The organism is Hahella sp. CCB-MM4 (assembly GCF_002260525.1).
In the GTDB taxonomy this organism is placed as follows: Bacteria; Pseudomonadota; Gammaproteobacteria; order Pseudomonadales; family Oleiphilaceae; genus Hahella.
The window spans coordinates 112,334-128,933 of sequence record NZ_MRYI01000005.1 but is presented as its reverse complement, the minus strand read 5'-3'; the positions used below and the strand labels follow the sequence as shown (position 1 = coordinate 128,933).

The window sequence follows — 16,600 nt, the reverse complement described above, 5'->3', positions numbered from 1 at the left end:
CAATTATGAAATATGAGTAACTATCACCATACGGCTGGCTCATCACATTCCTATATTTGTTTGGGTTTGGGTTTGGGATTGAGGCTGAGATGGTGTGAATTGATAGAGGCAGATCGAATTGAATGGGCGCAGCTACGTGTGCGCCCAAGAGAAGATTTTATTCAGGTATTAGAGAAGTGGGTCTTCTTTAATTGTTGACGCCATTGGTCTTCCTGTTCCTGCACTTCGATCGCTCTATGCCCTAATTCCATTGCTTGCTCGGGATCAAGGACAAACAAACCATCGTCGTCACCTAACACTAGATCTCCAGGGCGAACACATACGCCAGCGATACTGACCGGTACATTGACTTCCCCCCCCGAGTTGAGATTACGGGTGGTGAGCGCACTGACGGATCGGGAGAACACAGGGAAGCCCAGTTCAGTGATGATTCTGGCATCGGTCGCACATCCGGACACTACAACCCCGGCCAATGGTTTGGTCATGGCTGCTAAAGTGCGAAGTTCGCCCCAGCAGGCACGGTTGTCATCTCCGGACATATCAATCACCAGGACATCTCCCGGCTGGCTGAGTTTCAGTGCTTCCCGAATGACGCTTCCATCGAGGTAAGGTATCCGCACCGTGACAGCATTCCCTATCAGGCGGACAGGCCGGAACAGAGGTTGTAGCCCGGCGGCATAGCCGAAATCTGTCAGATGCCCGATAGTCGCAGCGTCGATATCGCGATAGAGAGCCAATAACTCCTCATTGACTCCCTGGACCCGGGGATGAATGCGATAGGGGGACGGTTCTTCTTGAGCGGTAACATTAAGCTGGTTCATACAGTGATGATCTCCTTATTTTTGGGTTTCCGTGGCCGTTTTGGCCGAATTAAGGGACAGGTGGAACAGTATTCTTTTGGTTCACTGGCTCGGTAGTAGTAACAGCAGGTTTTCCTGAAACGGACAGACTTGTTCGAGTGTGTCACCTGCTGCCTGGGCCAGAAGTATTTATGCAGAGGGTTTTCGGAGGTCCCGAACAGCTCTGCAGGCGCTTCGTTGATCAAATAGTGAAAGTCTTTATCGACCCTGTTTTGCAGACTGACGCAACCTAGATCCGACATGCGCCGTTCATAGAGTGAGTAAACTCTCACTGCGGTATTTTCCCAGAGTATGGAAAGCGGCACTTTTGCCACCTCTACCAGTACTTGCCAAAGGCGGGACAAGTTGTCGGCGAACAGTTGTCTGATCAACATTCGTCGCCAGGATTCACGCTGGCCATTTTCTGGAGCGGACAAGGACAGGTCTGTGAGTGGCATGTGGGATTGCCATAGACGGTTTTCATAGCCGAATTCGAGGTAGCAATTCTGCAGCGACATATTCAAGCCTTGGTTGTACGCGGACATGGCATAAAGGCTGGAGGCTGTGCTCAGAAAGGCGATACGCTTGCTCAGCAGAGAAGCGGTTACTCTACGCGAAGGGGAGTGAATAACCGGTGTCAGGTAGTCCAGCAACTCAGTGCATATCTGAGGGTCGAGCAGATCTATGGTGCGAATGGAATGTATCTGATCCCGATCTTCTGCTGAGACCAACCGGAAAAGGCTATTCAATGTTGCCCATTGTGCCGGATCAAGCGATAGCTTCTTCATGATCCTCTTGCTCAACCGTGAGGCGTCGTCCTTTGCCAAAAGGAATGCATATCGGTGTTCCGAAGAGAGGGTCTCGGATTACCCGGCACCCCAGTTGGAAGACATCCCTGACAGTCTTTTCGGTAACGACCTCTTCCGGCGTGCCCTGAGCATAAACCGATTTGTTGTTTACCGCCACAATATGGTGGGCATATCGGCAGGCCAGGTTCAGATCGTGCAGCACCATCACAATGGTTTTCCGCTCTCTTCGATTCAGGTCATAGAGCAGATCAAGCACCTCAATCTGGTGGGTCAGGTCCAGATAAGTTGTGGGTTCGTCCAACAGCAGGGTGTTGGTGTCCTGTGCCAGGGTCATGGCGATCCAGGCCCGTTGTCGCTGGCCACCGGAGAGTGAATCAACAGATTGGTGCATGAGGGCTGTGAGGTCTGTATCTTCCAGGGCTTTCTTCACCACCTTTTCATCTTCTTCGGACCACTGTTGTAACCAGCTTTGGTGGGGGTAGCGACCCTGTCGGACCAATTGGGATACTGTTAATCCCTCCGGCGCTGACGGCCCCTGAGGCAGAATGGCAAGTTTTCTGGCCACCTGGCGGGTCGGTTGGCTGTGAATATCCCTGCCTTCCAATAGCACAGAGCCGTGTTGGGGATTGAGAAGACGAGCAAAGGATTTTAGTAGTGTGGATTTACCGCAACCATTACTGCCGACAAATACGGTTATTTGGGCTTCAGGTATCTGCAGGTTCAGACGGTCGATAATCAGTTGCCTGTCGTAACCCAGACTGAGTGACTGGCTCTCAAGTGGATACATGAATACCTTCCCTCGCATGTAATTTATTTACCGCTGGTGCTTGTAGATGTTCAACCCTGGACATCAGCGGTGCTGCCGGTAGAGCAAATAGATGAAAAATGGTGCCCCCACGGCCGAAACGAATACCCCTGCCGGAACGTCCAGGGGAAGAAATGCAGTCCTTCCAATGGTGTCTGCCACGACCACCAGGCAACCTCCTATCAAGAGGGACGCCGGAGCCAGTGAGCCAAAAGAGCGGGGAACCAACTGTCGGGCGATATGGGGTGCAATCAGTCCGACGAAACCAATGGCGCCGGCATAGGCCACGGCTGAACCCGCCAGGGCCACGCTGATGGCCAATAACACAAAACGAGTACGCTGTACCTGAACCCCCAAGCCAACGGTCACCGGGTCACCCAGTTCCTGAACGTTAATTGTGCGGGACAGCATCAGGGACAGGGGAAGCAGTACCAGTAGCCAAGGCAACAATGCCGTGACATCCTGCCAATCAGATCCATAGATACTGCCAGTGAGCCAGACATAAGCCATCATGCTGGTTGCAATCGGACTGAGCACAATCATGAATGTGGTCATTGCTCCAAGACCGGCAACCAGACCTATACCGATGAGGATCAAACGGAGAGGAGTCACCCCCTGCCGCCAGGCGAGGAGATAGATAATCAGAGAAGTCAGGGCAGCTCCCAAAATGGCGGCAAATGGCAGCCATAGGGCACTAACCGTTTCGGCAAGATAGGAAAGAAAAAACACTGCCGCAGCCGATGCTCCACTGGTGATTCCGATAATGTCCGGAGAGGCTAACGGATTGCGTACGAGGCTCTGCAGGATCAATCCGGAAACCGCCAGAGCTCCCCCAACCAGAAACCCCGTTACTACTCGTGGCAGTCGCAGTGTTTCAATGACAAAGGCATGCTGGCCAGGTTCTGAAAGCAAGAGCTCTTTCACTACCTCAATCGGATTCAACCATTGGCTGCCGGCGGACAAAGACATCAGTGCAATTGCCAGTGTGCCGATCAGTAATGTCCCCAACATTTTTAGGGTCACAGAATTCAGCTGAATTGAAACAACCGATGTTCGCAGAGTGAGTAGTTTATCCATGCCAGGCACCTATCATACCGTGTCCTACGACTGAGCGACGGCGGTTTGCCGGGCGAGATAGATGAAAAAAGGTGTTCCCAGCAAGGCGGTCATTACACCGATAGGAACTTCCTGGGGCATGATCAGAAAGCGGGCAGCAATGTCTGCCAACAAGAGCAATGTCGCGCCGAGTAGCATACAGCCGGGGAGCAGCCAGCGATGATCCGTACCGAATAAAGCGCGGGCAATGTGTGGCACAATCAGGCCGACAAACGCGATATTTCCCGCAATTGCCACGGCGCTGCCTGCCAGTCCCACCACAAGAAGTCCCATCAACAGACGTATGAGTATTGTGCGTTGCCCCAGTCCTTTGGCGACGTCTTCTCCGGACACCAGAATATTGATATGCCGGCCCAGAAACAGGCTGGCGACCAATGCAATAAACAGAAATGGTAGTACAGGCCGAACCAATTCCAGGCTGCGTCCCGCCACCGACCCCGCCAGCCAAAACAGAATACTATCGAGGCCGTCCTGATTGATGACCAGTAAACCTTGGGTAAAGGAGACGAATAAAGCCGTAATGGCAGCACCGGCGAGCACGATCTTCACGGGCGTAACTCCATCCCGGCCAATCGTTCCCAGGCCATAGACCAGAACTCCGGCAAAGCCTGCCCCTGCAAACGCGATCCAGATGTAGTCTTGCAGCGAGGCGATGGAAAACAGGGTGGAGCATAGAACAATCGCGAACAGCGCCCCGGCATTAACGCCAAATATCCCCGGTGAGGCCAGGGGGTTACGGGTCATGGCCTGCATCAGGGCACCGGCAACCGCCAGGCCGGCTCCCACGAACATGGCGGTAAGTGCGCGTGAGAGCCGAGTGGTGGTCAGAATAATATGGTCAATAGAGTTGGCGTCGTAGTTCGTAAAAGCATCAAACGCGGTACCGAGTGGAATGGAAGTTTGGCCCAGTACGATGCTGGCAACGAAAGCCACTACCAGCATGATGATGGCAATCAAAAGTTGAAAGCTGCGCACTGAACTCGACATCATCGTAAGGACTTCCTGTCGTTACATTACGGGATTCAGGCCAAAGTGTTCGTAGACCTGATCCAACATTTGATTAGCGCCCATTATTCCCCCGGACATATTCCAGGCCACTTCATCGACCTGGAAGACCTGGTGATTTCGCGCTGCATCCAGACTTTTCCACAATGGGTGGTTGGTCCACTGCAGGTAATTTCGTTTAACCGCCGGATCATCCTCGGTCATGAAGACAAAGAAGACGTCGGCGTTCATGGTGGGAATACTCTCCTTGGTAGAGAGCTTGACGACCCATTGGCCCTGTGGATGATTGGCTGGGCGAATAAACCCGAGATCGTTCAGTATCGAACCGGCAAAGCTGTCTTTAAGATAAATACGGGCATGGTCGGCCCGAAAGTTCAGGACGGCCACTTCCAATGGCCATTGTTCCCCTAATTTTTGCGGGATTCTCTGTTGGAAGTCCGCCACTCTGTTTTTCCAGCTCTGAAGCAGAGCATTAGCTTGTTGCTGCCGGTTCATGGCCAGCCCCATCATGGCGACGGTATCTTTAAAATCGAACACGGTTTCCAGAGCGATAGTGGGGGCTATCTGGGACAAGTGGCCGTAAATTTTTTCATGTCTTCTTTTCGAAGCCACAATGAGATCTGGTTGAAGACCGGCAATGACTTCTAGATTCGGTTGGGATTCCAGTCCGACATGGGGCACGTCAGCCAGATCCTTACGCAGATATTTATAGGTTGGCTGTTGCACCCAGGAATCAACGACGCCGACCGGAATAACACCTAATGCAACGGCTGTATCCGTTGCTCCCTGAAACAGCGTTACTACCTTGACAGGTGTGCCGGAGACTTTGGTGCTGCCCATGGAGTGTTCGACGATACGCTGCTCGGCAGAAGCTTCCTGAATGGCGGTGACCATAAATAAAAAGCCAAGTAGTAACTTCCGGGAAAGCTGGAGTGATATGGAAAAATCTGAGTATCTTTGGGATCTGAACATCATGAGCGTCATAACAAAGAAAAACGCCAATGATATAGATTCTCATTTGCATTAACAAATTAAATTGCTGTGAAGATGGCTTCAGGTGCGCAAGAGTAATAATAAGTGATCGTCAGATATTCAGGCTTCTGTGCTTTTCGCTGACAGTGCATCCACTGCCATTTCCTCCATAATCCAATCCTTGAACTGTCGCATGGCGTAGGTCATCGGGCGGTTCTTGCGGTACACCAGATAAAACGATTTTGGCAACTCCAACGGTATATCCAGTGGTGCCACCAACTGACCACTCTGTATTTCCTCACTAACCAGATTCACATCTGTGAGTGCGACTCCTACACCCCGTGCGGCCGCTTGTGAAGTGAGCAGGCCGCTGGAAAGATAGAGGCCCTTACGCCGCTCGATAAAAGTCGTGTCGGCTGCTTTGAACCAGTCCCGCCATTCCTCTGGGCGCCGATTGACGTGCAGCAGCGTGTGGTGAGTGATGTCTTCCGGTGTGTGAATGGGATGTTTAGCGAGCAAGCCGGGTGTACACACGGGAATCAGCGCGGAGCGTTTCAGGAAATGGCATTCCACATCATCCCACTGGCCGTCTCCAAAATAGACTGCCATGTCCGTGTTGCTGTGGGCAAAATCGATCAGGCCGGTAGAGGCGGATATCTCCAGTTCTACATTCTGATGGCTGTCGTAAAATCGACTGATTCGGGGTAAAAGCCATCGGTGTAAAAAGGCTGAAGCAACCGCCAGGCTCAATTCACCACTGCCATGGGCGGCAACCAGTTTTTGTGTCGCACGTTCTATTTCACCCAAAGCCTTTTGAATGGACTTCAGGTAGCTTTTTCCGGCGGAGGTCAGTTCGATCTGGCGAGTCTGCCGTAGAAAAAGCTCTACCTCCAGAAAGGCTTCCAGAGATTTGACCTGATGACTGATAGCCGATGGAGTGACAAAAAGCTCTTCGGCGGCTTTCTGAAAGCTGCCAAGGCGGGCGGCGGATTCAAAACTTCGAAGGCTGTTCAGGGGCGGTAATCGTTTAATCGCGGCAACTCCACAGGTGAAAATAATTCACTTATAACATGAAAATCCATCGTTTGTGACCAGGAAGACAGACTCCTACCATATGCACTGTGACGGATATGACGATTACCCCTTCACAAATACTTAATCAATATGAACCGGAGGTTGACCCATGGATACCCAAGCATGTGACTCTGTGGTCCTGGACAAGGCTGGCAGGGTCGACGTGAATTACTATGTAGCTAGAGCTCATCAAATGCGCGCCGAAGCTTTTGCCCAATTTCTAAGCTCAGCGAAGCATCGCATTAGCCATATGGTACATCATATGTTCGAAGTATCGTTTCATCGAACCCACAGCGCTTAAATGAACGATAGAAAGTAGCCGGCGCAGCTCATTCAGTCGCTGCGCCGAAAGATTTTCTCTTTTTCATAACCAAATTACTCCCGCCCCTAAAACTAAATTACTCTCTCCTTTATAGCTAAATAGTTAGCCGCTTGTCTTAATACAGAAACCTGGAACGAGAAGCTGTTTGTGACGTTTAGTTCATCGCTATGTGTGCCTGAGCGTCCTCACTACGAGCTTTGTAAAAGTTCAACAAGGTTTTGGCAGTATCATCCACCAGCAATTTACTTAAAGGCCCTGAATACCAATTGAAATTGGTGCTTACCCGATATTTCACACGAAGTGTCAGTGTTGTTCCCTGTTCATCCGGGGTAAGTTGGTATGAGGTATCTATCAGATCGAAGTACTTCCCGCCAATGACCACGTGATCATCCAATGCTCCTGGCGGAAAAGATTCAGGGCGGAATTGGTAGGTCCAGCGTACATAACGGTTTTCTTCCCAGTCGGTAATGACTTCGTCAAAGGTGACGCCTTTGGCCCAGCGTACATGTCGGATGCGACCTTCATCTGTTAACTCAGTAAACGCTTCCTCCGGATAAGGCGTTCCGATTTTATAGGCCAGACCATCACCTAGCTCATCAGGTTCGATGTCTTTCGGATTTACAATGAACTCCCACACTATTTCCGGTGGCGCGTCTATATGAACAGATGACACGGAATCCGCATATTCTGCTGGAAGTGTCAGGAAACTTTCAGCGCCGCCGAGTATTAATGGTAAAAGTGTGATAGATCGAACAGTTCCTTTTGATGGTTGTATGAAATGGAGTATGGCAAAAGTGATAAGTCCACTAACGGAGCCTACGACGCAGATAATGGGGAAGGCCATCACAATGCAGATACTGCCCTCAAGCAATACCAAGGCAGATCCCAATGTGCATAAAAATAAAGGCGCCCAGGGACCGAAAATACATAGTCTCAAGGTCCTGCGAGGAGCTTGATATACAGTGATAGCTCCTATAACTGCCGGCACCAGTACAATGAATGAAAAAAGCATTGGGCCACTGGCCGCATCGCTGGCTGAATATAATTTGGGGGACAGGAATCCGAAGACTATACGCATCATCAGCCCGTAAAAGGCTCCGAAGCCAAATACCCACCATAATCTTTTATCCAATTTTATTTACCACTCTAAGATCGTCCCAGAAATGCGAAGGAGTCTAAACTTTCTTAAATCTGTTAACTAGGGGCTGTTGACGTTTCATTTGACACTCATGCTGGAGGCCATTTTCGTGATCCAGCCTGGCAGAGGGAGCGCAGTTTAGTTGTTCTAACTGAGCCGTAAAGGAACTCTGGCCGGAAATCGACTTAAAGTTCAGAAAACTTGTGCAGAAATGCAGTCTTGTAAAAGAAAGAACCCGGCATTTGCCGGGTTCCTTGGGGTCAGCGTGGAAGTGTGACCGACAGGTAGCTGGAAGGGGCACTGGCACCGCAGGCATTTTTGGCAACTACGCGAGGGTAGTAGTTGTAGCCACTTTGAAGTTGGCGGAAATCCACATAGTTACTTTCAGTCGTGGTATGGGTTTTCCAGGCCCTGGAATAACCATCCCATACTTGAACTTCGTACTGTGTGGCTTCGGCAACTTTCGGCCAATCCAGTCTGTACCAGGTGGAATACAGGTAGGGAGTACGCAGCCCGGTGGGTTTGGCTGGGGCTGCAGAACAGCTTTTCTGTGCTGGGATCTCCACTTTGATCCAGCTGGTTGCCTGGCCGGATCCACATTGGTTCTTCGCGTAGACGCGATAGTATTCAGTAGAACCTTTGCGGGTGGCGGTAATGCCCAGGGAAGTCGCATTAGTTTCCTGATGATCCTGCCATGCCCAACCGGTCCATTTCTGAACGGTATAGGACGATGCACCTTCCGCGGCACTCCAACTCAGGGTGAAACTTCCGTTGTTGACGTCGGAGGCTGCAAATGCACCTGGAACACCGGGTGGTTGGGTGCAATCCTGGCTGTCTGTCAATTCCACGGTGATATAGTCGGAAGGATTGGAATCGCCGCAGGCATTCTTCGCTGCAACTCTGACCCACTGGGTGCTGCCCGCTTCAAGTCCTGTGACGGAAACTGTCGCGTCGGTCGTTTCCTTCAATACATCCCACTTGGAAGCTGACTCGTTCCAGATATCCGCACGGTAGCTCTCGGCGTTGGATACAGGGCTCCAGCTGAAACTGAATGAGGTTGAGCCCACATCTGCGGAAGCCAGGCCGGTTGGTGTGGCCGGAGCTTCGTCGCAGGTAGAGCCGCCATCCCCGAGATTGATGGTCCAGGTATTTTGGGATACCAGGAGTTGGTCTGGATCTTTAATGACATGGGATGTCTTATCAGCCGACACGGCTTTCAGCTTGTAAGCACCCTCTTGATACTTACCGCTATTGAAACTGAACGTGGAACCTTCTCCGATTTGTTGATCATTCAGGTACCAAAGCGTTTTGACGGTATGGGAAGTTGTATCGACGGGGGTAATGGTGAAGTTTCGCGCTTCCCCTTTGTTCATGGAAATATCCGTTTGTACCGGATCTTTGGCGTCGATGACATTCACCTTACCGTAGATGCGGCGAACTATTTCACTTTCATTGACGGCATAGAAGGGCTCTCCCAAAACTTTCATCATCGAAGTCTGGCTGGGGCGGTACATACCGTTGGCACAGTACATAGCGCCTTCATACACCCCGATGTTGGCGTCAACGTTGGTCCAGTGCTGCCATTTGGTTCCAGAGCGGTCTGCTGTGGCATTGGCATTATCCGGTTCGTAAACCCGGCAGGTACCGTAGTCGTATTCATCTGCGAGCTTGGCAAAGCTATGGCCCAGCTCATGCAATGCCAGATCGATAGCCTGTGATGCCAGAGACATGGTCGCCACTTGCCCACCGGCGCCGCCGTATTTCTCGGTGTTCACGACCACCAGCACTTTGTCCATGGCATTGGAAGGCACAACCGAGCGCAGATAGCTCAGAACTTTGCTCTCGTCGACGCAGAGCAGGCGATCGATGTTATAGCAATTGAAATAAGCGCCGAACTTGGTATCGATTGGGCTGCCATATCCTGCTCCGCTTTGGTTGCTGGGCACTTCCACGCGCCAGACATTGAAGTGGTTTTTATATTCCTTGTAGATATCTTCGGCGAAGTAGCCTTCGACAATTTTGCGGGCATCTTCTTCGAATTTGCTCAGATCACTTGAAGTGTATCCCTCAGAAAGCAACACCAAGTCGACCCGATTTTCCGAATCGCCGGTTTTGAAGATACTGTAAACACCATTAGCTGCCTGGGCTTCCATTGTCACTTGGGCTTCCGCCTGAAAGGCCTGGCTCTTTCCCAGCTCAATGCGCTGTATCAGATTAAACTGGTAGCCGGAGTCCTGCTTTTCAATCGTGTTTAATTCCAGAGTCTGGATGTCCTTTTGATTGGGAACGTCCAGTCGAAGCGTGCCGGAATCCTTCACGATTTCTTCGGCAGTTTCCAACTCCCCTGTGTCCGGATTGAATACTTCGGCGTGTACCAGCAGCGGGTTATCAACCACATGGCGATAGACTTCCCGCCCGTCTGCGTCTTTGCCGATCACCATGAGCTGATCCGTGGAGACTACATCATCATCCTGAAAATATTTGGCCTGCTTGGCGACTCTTTCCTTCACACTAGCGCGGACTCCCGCCGAGATATCGTTGGGATTGGCGGAAAAGATCTGGGTTCGATCGAGTTGGATATGCAGTTCGGTCATCGATTCTGCTGTGGCGAAGACTGATAAGCACAGCAAGATGGAAGATAGAAATAACTTCACAAGTGCCTTCATTGTCTGCCTCCTTTCAGGCAATAGATCCATGGACGGGTGATGCTCGGAGCTCCTGCCTCTAATGGCATCGTGGGTATCCATATATCCAGTTTATAGACAAGCCCGGAACGTCTTTTCCATATTCTCCGGACTGGTTAATAAATAAGCATAGCGGGTAATTAAGACACTTGTGAGACGCGATTTTACTTAGGAGAAAGAGGGTATATAGGAGTGTATAAGCTTAATAAAATCAAAGGACTAGGGTGTATTAGGCTAAATAGGTGTGGACATGATGTTTTTAATAAGTTTTTTGCCTAAAAAGCAGGAAGAATGGGCCAGACTTATGGTGATTCGTCCGGCCCAGGACTTGGCAGAATAGCGGTTTAAGCCAGATCTGTTTTCAGGTTATGGAAAGGGTTCTGCAAGGTTCCTTTTCCAAACGGCATACTACCGGGACCACCGGCGCGTTCAATCAGGGGTTTGACTAATAGCTTGAGTGGCCACTCGCTATTTTCAAACAGCTGCTGATTAATCATCGCCCTGACGTCGTCAGAAAAATCCACAGTCTGAATGACCTGCTCCAGTTCCTCCCGTATCACCAACCATAGTCTGGCATCGTCCATGGAAAAACGGATCGCCAGAGTCTCGATGATGGCGCGGAGGTTGACCTGGATGCCCAGCGTCAGAAGGTAAAACAGCAAGTCTTCCGGAGCGTCGTGGTAGAGGGTATTAGGCGTTCCCTTTCTAATACAATATTCCGGATCAGCAAGGCCGTTTTCTTCCAGCCAGGGGACGTATATGCGCAGGGAGTCATGATCCCGGAACAACAGTCCTTCAGGCTGGCCGTCTTTCAGCACCAGAACGACGTTCTGGCCGTGCATTTCGGCCAGCATGCCAATGCGGAACATGCGCAGTTTGATATCCAGGAAACATTGACAGAGCTCCCGGAACAGTATTTCCACCGACTCTGGGGATTCAGCCAGTTGTCTGTGCTCCATCCACTGATCAAAGAAATGCTCAAGGCCTTTGGGATTTTCAGGCGAGGGACCGGTTTGACTGTTAAGTAGGGTTCCCATCGCGGCCATCGGAACCATTCTGTAAGTGGAATCCTCAAGCAGTTGCTGTGGGTAAGTGCGTATCAATGCTGCCAGGTGCCGGGGACCTTCATCAAACAGGCCTTTGCCTTCCGGCATAAATCCCCACCACTTGGTTTCATCGCACAGAAATACCCGGTCCGGTAAGAGGGGGTCGAGAGGCAGTGCCTGTTTCATCAGTTGCTCACTGCGTTGACCGTTAATCATTTTAGCGCCGGGCAGATAGCGTGATGCTCCCAGTGAATAGATCGCCATAGGTAGTTTCAGATAGTGAGGACTGTTTGTCAGTGGAGCCATGGTGCGGACGGACGAAGTCGCAAGAACCTTGGCCTCGCTGAATGACAGTGTTTCGAGAATACCTGTCTGCCAGGCTTCTCCAATCTGTTCGGGGAGAACATGTTCCAATTGCCATGGATGAACCGGAATGGCGACATGGGTTTGATCTATACCGCGCCGTTGCATTTCCTCTTGTAAGCTAGCCTGCTGTTCCCTGCTAAGCAGGAACTGGGCTGGATGGATCTGCTGGGGTGACTCAACACCGTTTCCAAAGCATAGACTGTCTCTTGCTACGGCAACCCAATGTAATGGTATATGCTCACCGAACTCCGCCAGATATTGGCGGTATTCGGTTTCATTCAATCCCATTTTGGCTTTGGCTATTGGATGAAACGGACGGTCCCTGATGGATGACCATTGCTCCAGAACCTGGAAGGTTTCTGCGGCCGGCCGGGTAAAGAGTCCATCGGTATTGATCTGGTGCTCTAGTGACCAGGCTGTTTGTTGCAGGGTGGTTTTCAAGGATTCCAGAAACAGTTCGCAGCCTTTGGTTTGCCCCGGGGTGTCATCGGGCAGTAATTTCTGAACCCGTTGCATCAGGCTGACAGGCGTCAATGAGAGCACCTCAAATGCTGTCTGGGTGTCGTCGAAATTCACAGCATAAACCGGGGTTGACGGAATGCGTTGCAATGTCAGGGCAATGTTCTTTCGAACAGGAATAACGATGAAAGAGTGTGGCGGTTCGCCTGACCAGCAGCACCAGAAAAGAGTGCTCTGTTGCGGTGAGCCGGCGTCAGGCCATCGGGTCAGCTGATTGAATAATCCCGGATATTTCTCACAACTGATTTGAAGCTGTTCCAGGGATAACAGTTTCTGGTCTGTATTGAGGAAAAATCCTTCGGTGAACAGGCATTCGACCAGATCCTGCATGACCAGTTCGGAAGCCTGTTGTTGAAAGTGTTCATTGGGTTTCACGTTCGTTTCCTTTCACAGAAAAATGAATGCATTGAAAAGATTGGGAGTTGCCGGGCTTTCAATTTGAGGTTGGCCTGAATGCATAAAGTGGATTGGGAACCTGCTTGAACCGGGGCTGACTGTCGCCGTACAGGCGTCTCTTGGTCAGCTCTTCCACCTGGTAGGTTTCTGCAAATACATCGAACGCCTTATATCTCTCAGCGTGCTCGGGATATGCCGACTGATAATCCAGAATAATTTTGGCTGTCATTGACCAGAATTCGGTTTCTACTAATTGGTACTGCTGTTCCAGAAAGATCCCGAGTTCCGCCAGACAGATGAAAAAGAAGGCGTCACAGGAAAAGTCGCGTACTGCATCAAGGTCGTTCGTCAGGATGAATGAATTGGCGTTGATCAGGGCATGACTCGGCGGCACCGGATAGAGATCCGGAGCTCGTTCTGGATCAGTCAGATGGGCGGGAGAGTAACGAACGCCATCATGGAAATCCTTCAACGCGATACGAACCGGCCAACCGTTTTGATGAATAAGCACAATGTTCTGTGCATGAGATTCCATTCCAATACCATGGGCAAACAGCATGTGAATAATCGGGGTGGTGGATACCCTGAGTACCTGCTCTGTCCAGGCTTTCAGACCGTATTGCTGTATCCAGGAATCAATCAGCGGTTTCGCTTCCGGTTTTATTGGTCCTGTATTTTCCTGATTCAACGGTTCGGGTCTAAGCGAACAGAGTCCGTTGAAAGGAAACCCTTCTTCACCCGGCTTCAGATAATGATGCAGACTTTCCCGCCAGATAGCTCCCAGCGTGCCGTAAGCTTTTGAATGTCTGGCTTCCGGTAGCTTCTGATAATCAAAGGTCACGCCCACCGTTTCACCCAGGATGACGAAGTCCATTTCGCGGGCAGTTTGGTCTTGGGTAATCAAGCCGTGCAGCCAATCTGTAATCAACGGACCGTTCAAGACGGTATGGCCCGCCAGTATTCTGCTGGTAGAAGTATTGGTGATGCTGAGAGCCAGTTTGACGTAAGGCTTCTCCTTCTGCGTGGCATTGGCCAGGGTGCGAATCGATTGCTGAGCGCGGTAGCGATCCTCGCTGGTACCGAGGTAAATGATCTCTTTGTCCACCAGTTCAGGATAAAAAGTGGCTAAAACCTTTTCCTCCCATTGCCAGGGGTGTACGGGAATCAGGTGGTAGTCACTCAGATCACGACCCTGGCTTTGCAGCGCATCGACGAAACGTTGATAGTCCTGTGCGCCCAGCTGTTCTTCCACGAAAGCCTGATAGTCGGTGGAAAGTGAATGATTCATGGAACTTAGGCGATGATGCACAGCCAGCCAGTGAACCTGCAGGGGCTGCTTGAACTCAGGCCCGTAAAGTTCGTTATCTTCCAGGGAGAATCCAATGCGGGATTTATAACAAGCGTGGTATGAATGGGCATCCAGAATGTCGCCCTCAAGCTCGTCATAGTCCAGTTTCCCATCCCAAGGCTGAAGAAAACGCTCCTGGCTGTGGGACTGCAAGTCCTTGAGCAGAGTTTGTTCCAATTCATCCATAAATGTCGCGAGGAGCTGGGTGTCGGGGATGCGGGAGACAAGCTCGGTCAGAACTTCCTGCAGGTTGGCAGATTTGGTCTGACCGTTTTCGGAGATTCGCAGCACCGCTACCCGGTCCAGCTTGATCTGTCCAAAGCTGACCCTGGCTCCGCCGCGACAATGATAGTGGACCGGCTTCCCGGTTGCTGTCTTGCCTTCCAGGATAAACCAGCCTTTATCGTCGGGTGTGGCATCCTGTCGAAACTCGTGGGGCAGAATGTCTTCGTAAATCAGCGTTTGTAATAGTTGCCTGATGACCCTTTGTTCAACCTGATGGAACTGGTTGGATGCCAGCGCCTCCACCCAGCGGGTGGATTGGCTGGATTGGCCCGACTGATTGGATTGATTGGTGTGGGTTTGGTTTCCGATTTCCTTGGCTTCCAAAACACTCATGTTTCTACCTTGTTTAGTTTTTGATTTGAGGCTGTCTGCCCTTTCAGGAGCAGACTTTTAGATAAACGAAAATTGATCCGTGCTGCTTTCAGCCGGTTCTTCTGCCATTTCTTCGATTGATGCGGAGCTGAACCGGGCAGTAGCCATGCCAACGGCAAGGCCAGCAATATCAGCAGACCAACCGTTGTGAATATCTCGTTGATGGCGGTTAATCCGCTGATGTCTGACGGGGTACCGCCAGTGCGAAGATTGGCACTGCGAACCTCGAAATAAATGGACATCAGAACGATGGCGATTGAGGCCGCAATGCGCCGCAGGATGTTGTTCATTGCAGCACCCTGTGCCACCAGATGCTCGGGGATGGCATTGAGTCCTGCAGTGGTTACGGGCATATAGGACAGCCCGATGCCGATTCCCCTGGCCATCATGAGTAAAAAGATCATCCAAAGTGGTGAGGCGTTATCGATCAATCCAAACGCGATGGTTGCCAGTGCGGTAAACAGCAGGCCGATACAAACCACACCTCTTGGTCCCCGTGTGTCCAGTGTCTTTCCGCCCAGATTGACAAATGCACTGGCGAACACGGCGGTGGTCAGTAATGCCAGCCCGGTCCAGACCGGGCCATGTCCCAAAACGGTTTGCATGAGCAACGGCAATATCATGATGCAGCCAAACATGCCGACGGTCTGGACCACGGCAACAACGACACTCAGGCTATAGCTTGGAATGGCAAATATCTGCAGGCACAGCAAGGGTTCCTGCTTGCTTATCTCTACCCGGACAAATGCGACAAGGCAGAGTAACGCAAGAGTTATCAATGTCAGATTGACAGGACTGGTCAGTGCCGTTTGATCCCTGAATTGGCTGAGGACAAACAGTAGTAGTCCAACCCCTGAAGTCACCAACAGAAAACCAATCCAGTCGAATGAACGGTCTTTTTGACCTTCGTCTGCCGGGAGGCAATAAAAGCCGACAAACAAGCCCAGCAGGCCGGTGGGAATATTCATGGCGAACAGCACATGCCAGCTGTAAAACTGCAACATCACTCCACCAACCGCAGGTCCTACTGCTGGGGCCAACATTACCGCAGTTCCCCAGATGCCGGTGACTCTGCCACGCTGTTCTTTTGGATAGACGGCAAAGATCAGGGCCAGAGATAAAGGGATCATCAGACCTCCTGCTATTCCCTGGAAGACTCTGGCTGCGATTACCCAGGGCATGGTCGTCGTAAAAGTACCGGCAATAGAGCCGCAGATAAAAAGCGTTAGCCCGGTCAGGTACACGGTTCTCTTGCTGAAGCGATGACTCAGAAAACCGGTGATCGGCATGGTCATACCCATGCCGATCAAAAAGCCGGTAATGATCCAGCCGGCGGTAATCGGGCCAATGCTGAAGGCTGTCATGAACTCAGGTACCGCCGGATTGAGAGCACTATTGTTCAGGCTCACCGTGACCGTTCCGAACAGAACGGTCATGACGATTAACCAGCGTGGTCTGCTATTAGCTCCTGGAGTTATATCGGCTCCTGGAGATATGTTGGATC

At 51.1% G+C, this 16,600-nt stretch carries 13 protein-coding genes; 1 reads left to right on the top strand and 12 read right to left on the bottom strand.

What is annotated here, in order from left to right:
* Positions 1–161: 161 nt before the first annotated feature.
* The 7 genes from BTA51_RS11700 to gcvA form a co-directional block, all read right to left on the bottom strand.
* Positions 162–821, bottom strand: coding sequence for an RraA family protein (locus BTA51_RS11700; RefSeq protein ID WP_094707647.1), 660 nt, complete (start codon positions 819–821; stop codon positions 162–164).
* A complete protein-coding gene (locus BTA51_RS11695) occupies positions 818–1,627 on the bottom strand; it encodes an IucA/IucC family C-terminal-domain containing protein (RefSeq protein WP_094707646.1) in 810 nt (269 codons plus the stop codon). Before BTA51_RS11695 ends, BTA51_RS11700 begins: the two co-directional genes overlap by 4 nt.
* Entirely contained in the window at positions 1,608–2,435 is an 828-nt protein-coding gene (locus BTA51_RS11690) for an ABC transporter ATP-binding protein (RefSeq protein WP_094707645.1), read from the bottom strand. Before BTA51_RS11690 ends, BTA51_RS11695 begins: the two co-directional genes overlap by 20 nt.
* Before the next feature lie 63 nt (positions 2,436–2,498).
* The gene (locus BTA51_RS11685; RefSeq protein ID WP_094707644.1) at positions 2,499–3,530 is read right to left on the bottom strand and encodes an iron chelate uptake ABC transporter family permease subunit; all 1,032 of its coding nucleotides are present in this window, start codon (positions 3,528–3,530) and stop codon (positions 2,499–2,501) included.
* 24 nt (positions 3,531–3,554) lie between these two features.
* The gene (locus BTA51_RS11680; protein WP_094707800.1) at positions 3,555–4,556 is read right to left on the bottom strand and encodes an iron ABC transporter permease; all 1,002 of its coding nucleotides are present in this window, start codon (positions 4,554–4,556) and stop codon (positions 3,555–3,557) included.
* A gap of 21 nt (positions 4,557–4,577) precedes the next feature.
* The gene (locus BTA51_RS11675; RefSeq protein WP_094707643.1) at positions 4,578–5,468 is read right to left on the bottom strand and encodes an ABC transporter substrate-binding protein; all 891 of its coding nucleotides are present in this window, start codon (positions 5,466–5,468) and stop codon (positions 4,578–4,580) included.
* A 198-nt stretch (positions 5,469–5,666) separates the two neighbouring features.
* Positions 5,667–6,578, bottom strand: coding sequence for a transcriptional regulator GcvA (gene gcvA, locus BTA51_RS11670; RefSeq protein WP_094707642.1), 912 nt, complete (start codon positions 6,576–6,578; stop codon positions 5,667–5,669).
* Between the two features lie 151 nt (positions 6,579–6,729).
* On the opposite strand from gcvA, the gene BTA51_RS11665 reads away from it, so the two are divergent.
* The gene (locus tag BTA51_RS11665; protein WP_094707641.1) at positions 6,730–6,921 is read left to right on the top strand and encodes an RSP_7527 family protein; all 192 of its coding nucleotides are present in this window, start codon (positions 6,730–6,732) and stop codon (positions 6,919–6,921) included.
* 175 nt (positions 6,922–7,096) lie between these two features.
* On the opposite strand, the gene BTA51_RS30495 is transcribed toward BTA51_RS11665, so the two are convergent.
* The 5 genes from BTA51_RS30495 to BTA51_RS11640 all read right to left on the bottom strand — a co-directional run bounded on the left by BTA51_RS30495 (position 7,097) and on the right by BTA51_RS11640 (position 16,532).
* On the bottom strand, positions 7,097–7,615 hold the full coding sequence (locus BTA51_RS30495) for an SRPBCC family protein (RefSeq protein ID WP_210404820.1): 519 nt from the start codon (positions 7,613–7,615) through the stop codon (positions 7,097–7,099).
* A gap of 725 nt (positions 7,616–8,340) precedes the next feature.
* Positions 8,341–10,674 (bottom strand): M64 family metallopeptidase, encoded by a 2,334-nt coding sequence (locus BTA51_RS11655; RefSeq protein ID WP_246841010.1) that lies wholly within the window; start codon positions 10,672–10,674, stop codon positions 8,341–8,343.
* Positions 10,675–11,108: 434 nt separating this feature from the next.
* Positions 11,109–13,070, bottom strand: a complete 1,962-nt coding sequence (locus BTA51_RS11650; protein WP_210404819.1) for an IucA/IucC family protein — start codon at positions 13,068–13,070, stop codon at positions 11,109–11,111.
* A gap of 58 nt (positions 13,071–13,128) precedes the next feature.
* Complete coding sequence (locus BTA51_RS11645; protein WP_094707639.1) at positions 13,129–15,057, bottom strand: IucA/IucC family siderophore biosynthesis protein; 1,929 nt, start codon at positions 15,055–15,057, stop codon at positions 13,129–13,131.
* Entirely contained in the window at positions 15,054–16,532 is a 1,479-nt protein-coding gene (locus BTA51_RS11640; protein WP_246841009.1) for a DHA2 family efflux MFS transporter permease subunit, read from the bottom strand. The genes BTA51_RS11645 and BTA51_RS11640 overlap by 4 nt, the downstream gene beginning before the upstream one ends.
* Positions 16,533–16,600: the final 68 nt, after the last annotated feature.

Bases quoted from the DNA above. Each gene is read 5' to 3' on its own strand.
- BTA51_RS11700 (WP_094707647.1), bottom strand. From the start codon at position 821: ATGAACCAGCTTAATGTTACCGCTCAAGAAGAACCGTCCCCCTATCGC.
- BTA51_RS11695 (WP_094707646.1), bottom strand. From the start codon at position 1,627: ATGAAGAAGCTATCGCTTGATCCGGCACAATGGGCAACATTGAATAGC.
- BTA51_RS11690 (WP_094707645.1), bottom strand. From the start codon at position 2,435: ATGTATCCACTTGAGAGCCAGTCACTCAGTCTGGGTTACGACAGGCAA.
- BTA51_RS11685 (WP_094707644.1), bottom strand. From the start codon at position 3,530: ATGGATAAACTACTCACTCTGCGAACATCGGTTGTTTCAATTCAGCTG.
- BTA51_RS11680 (WP_094707800.1), bottom strand. From the start codon at position 4,556: ATGTCGAGTTCAGTGCGCAGCTTTCAACTTTTGATTGCCATCATCATG.
- BTA51_RS11675 (WP_094707643.1), bottom strand. From the start codon at position 5,468: ATGGTCACCGCCATTCAGGAAGCTTCTGCCGAGCAGCGTATCGTCGAA.
- BTA51_RS11665 (WP_094707641.1), top strand. From the start codon at position 6,730: ATGGATACCCAAGCATGTGACTCTGTGGTCCTGGACAAGGCTGGCAGG.
- BTA51_RS11655 (WP_246841010.1), bottom strand. From the start codon at position 10,674: ATGACCGAACTGCATATCCAACTCGATCGAACCCAGATCTTTTCCGCC.
- BTA51_RS11645 (WP_094707639.1), bottom strand. From the start codon at position 15,057: ATGAGTGTTTTGGAAGCCAAGGAAATCGGAAACCAAACCCACACCAAT.
- BTA51_RS11640 (WP_246841009.1), bottom strand. From the start codon at position 16,532: ATGACCGTTCTGTTCGGAACGGTCACGGTGAGCCTGAACAATAGTGCT.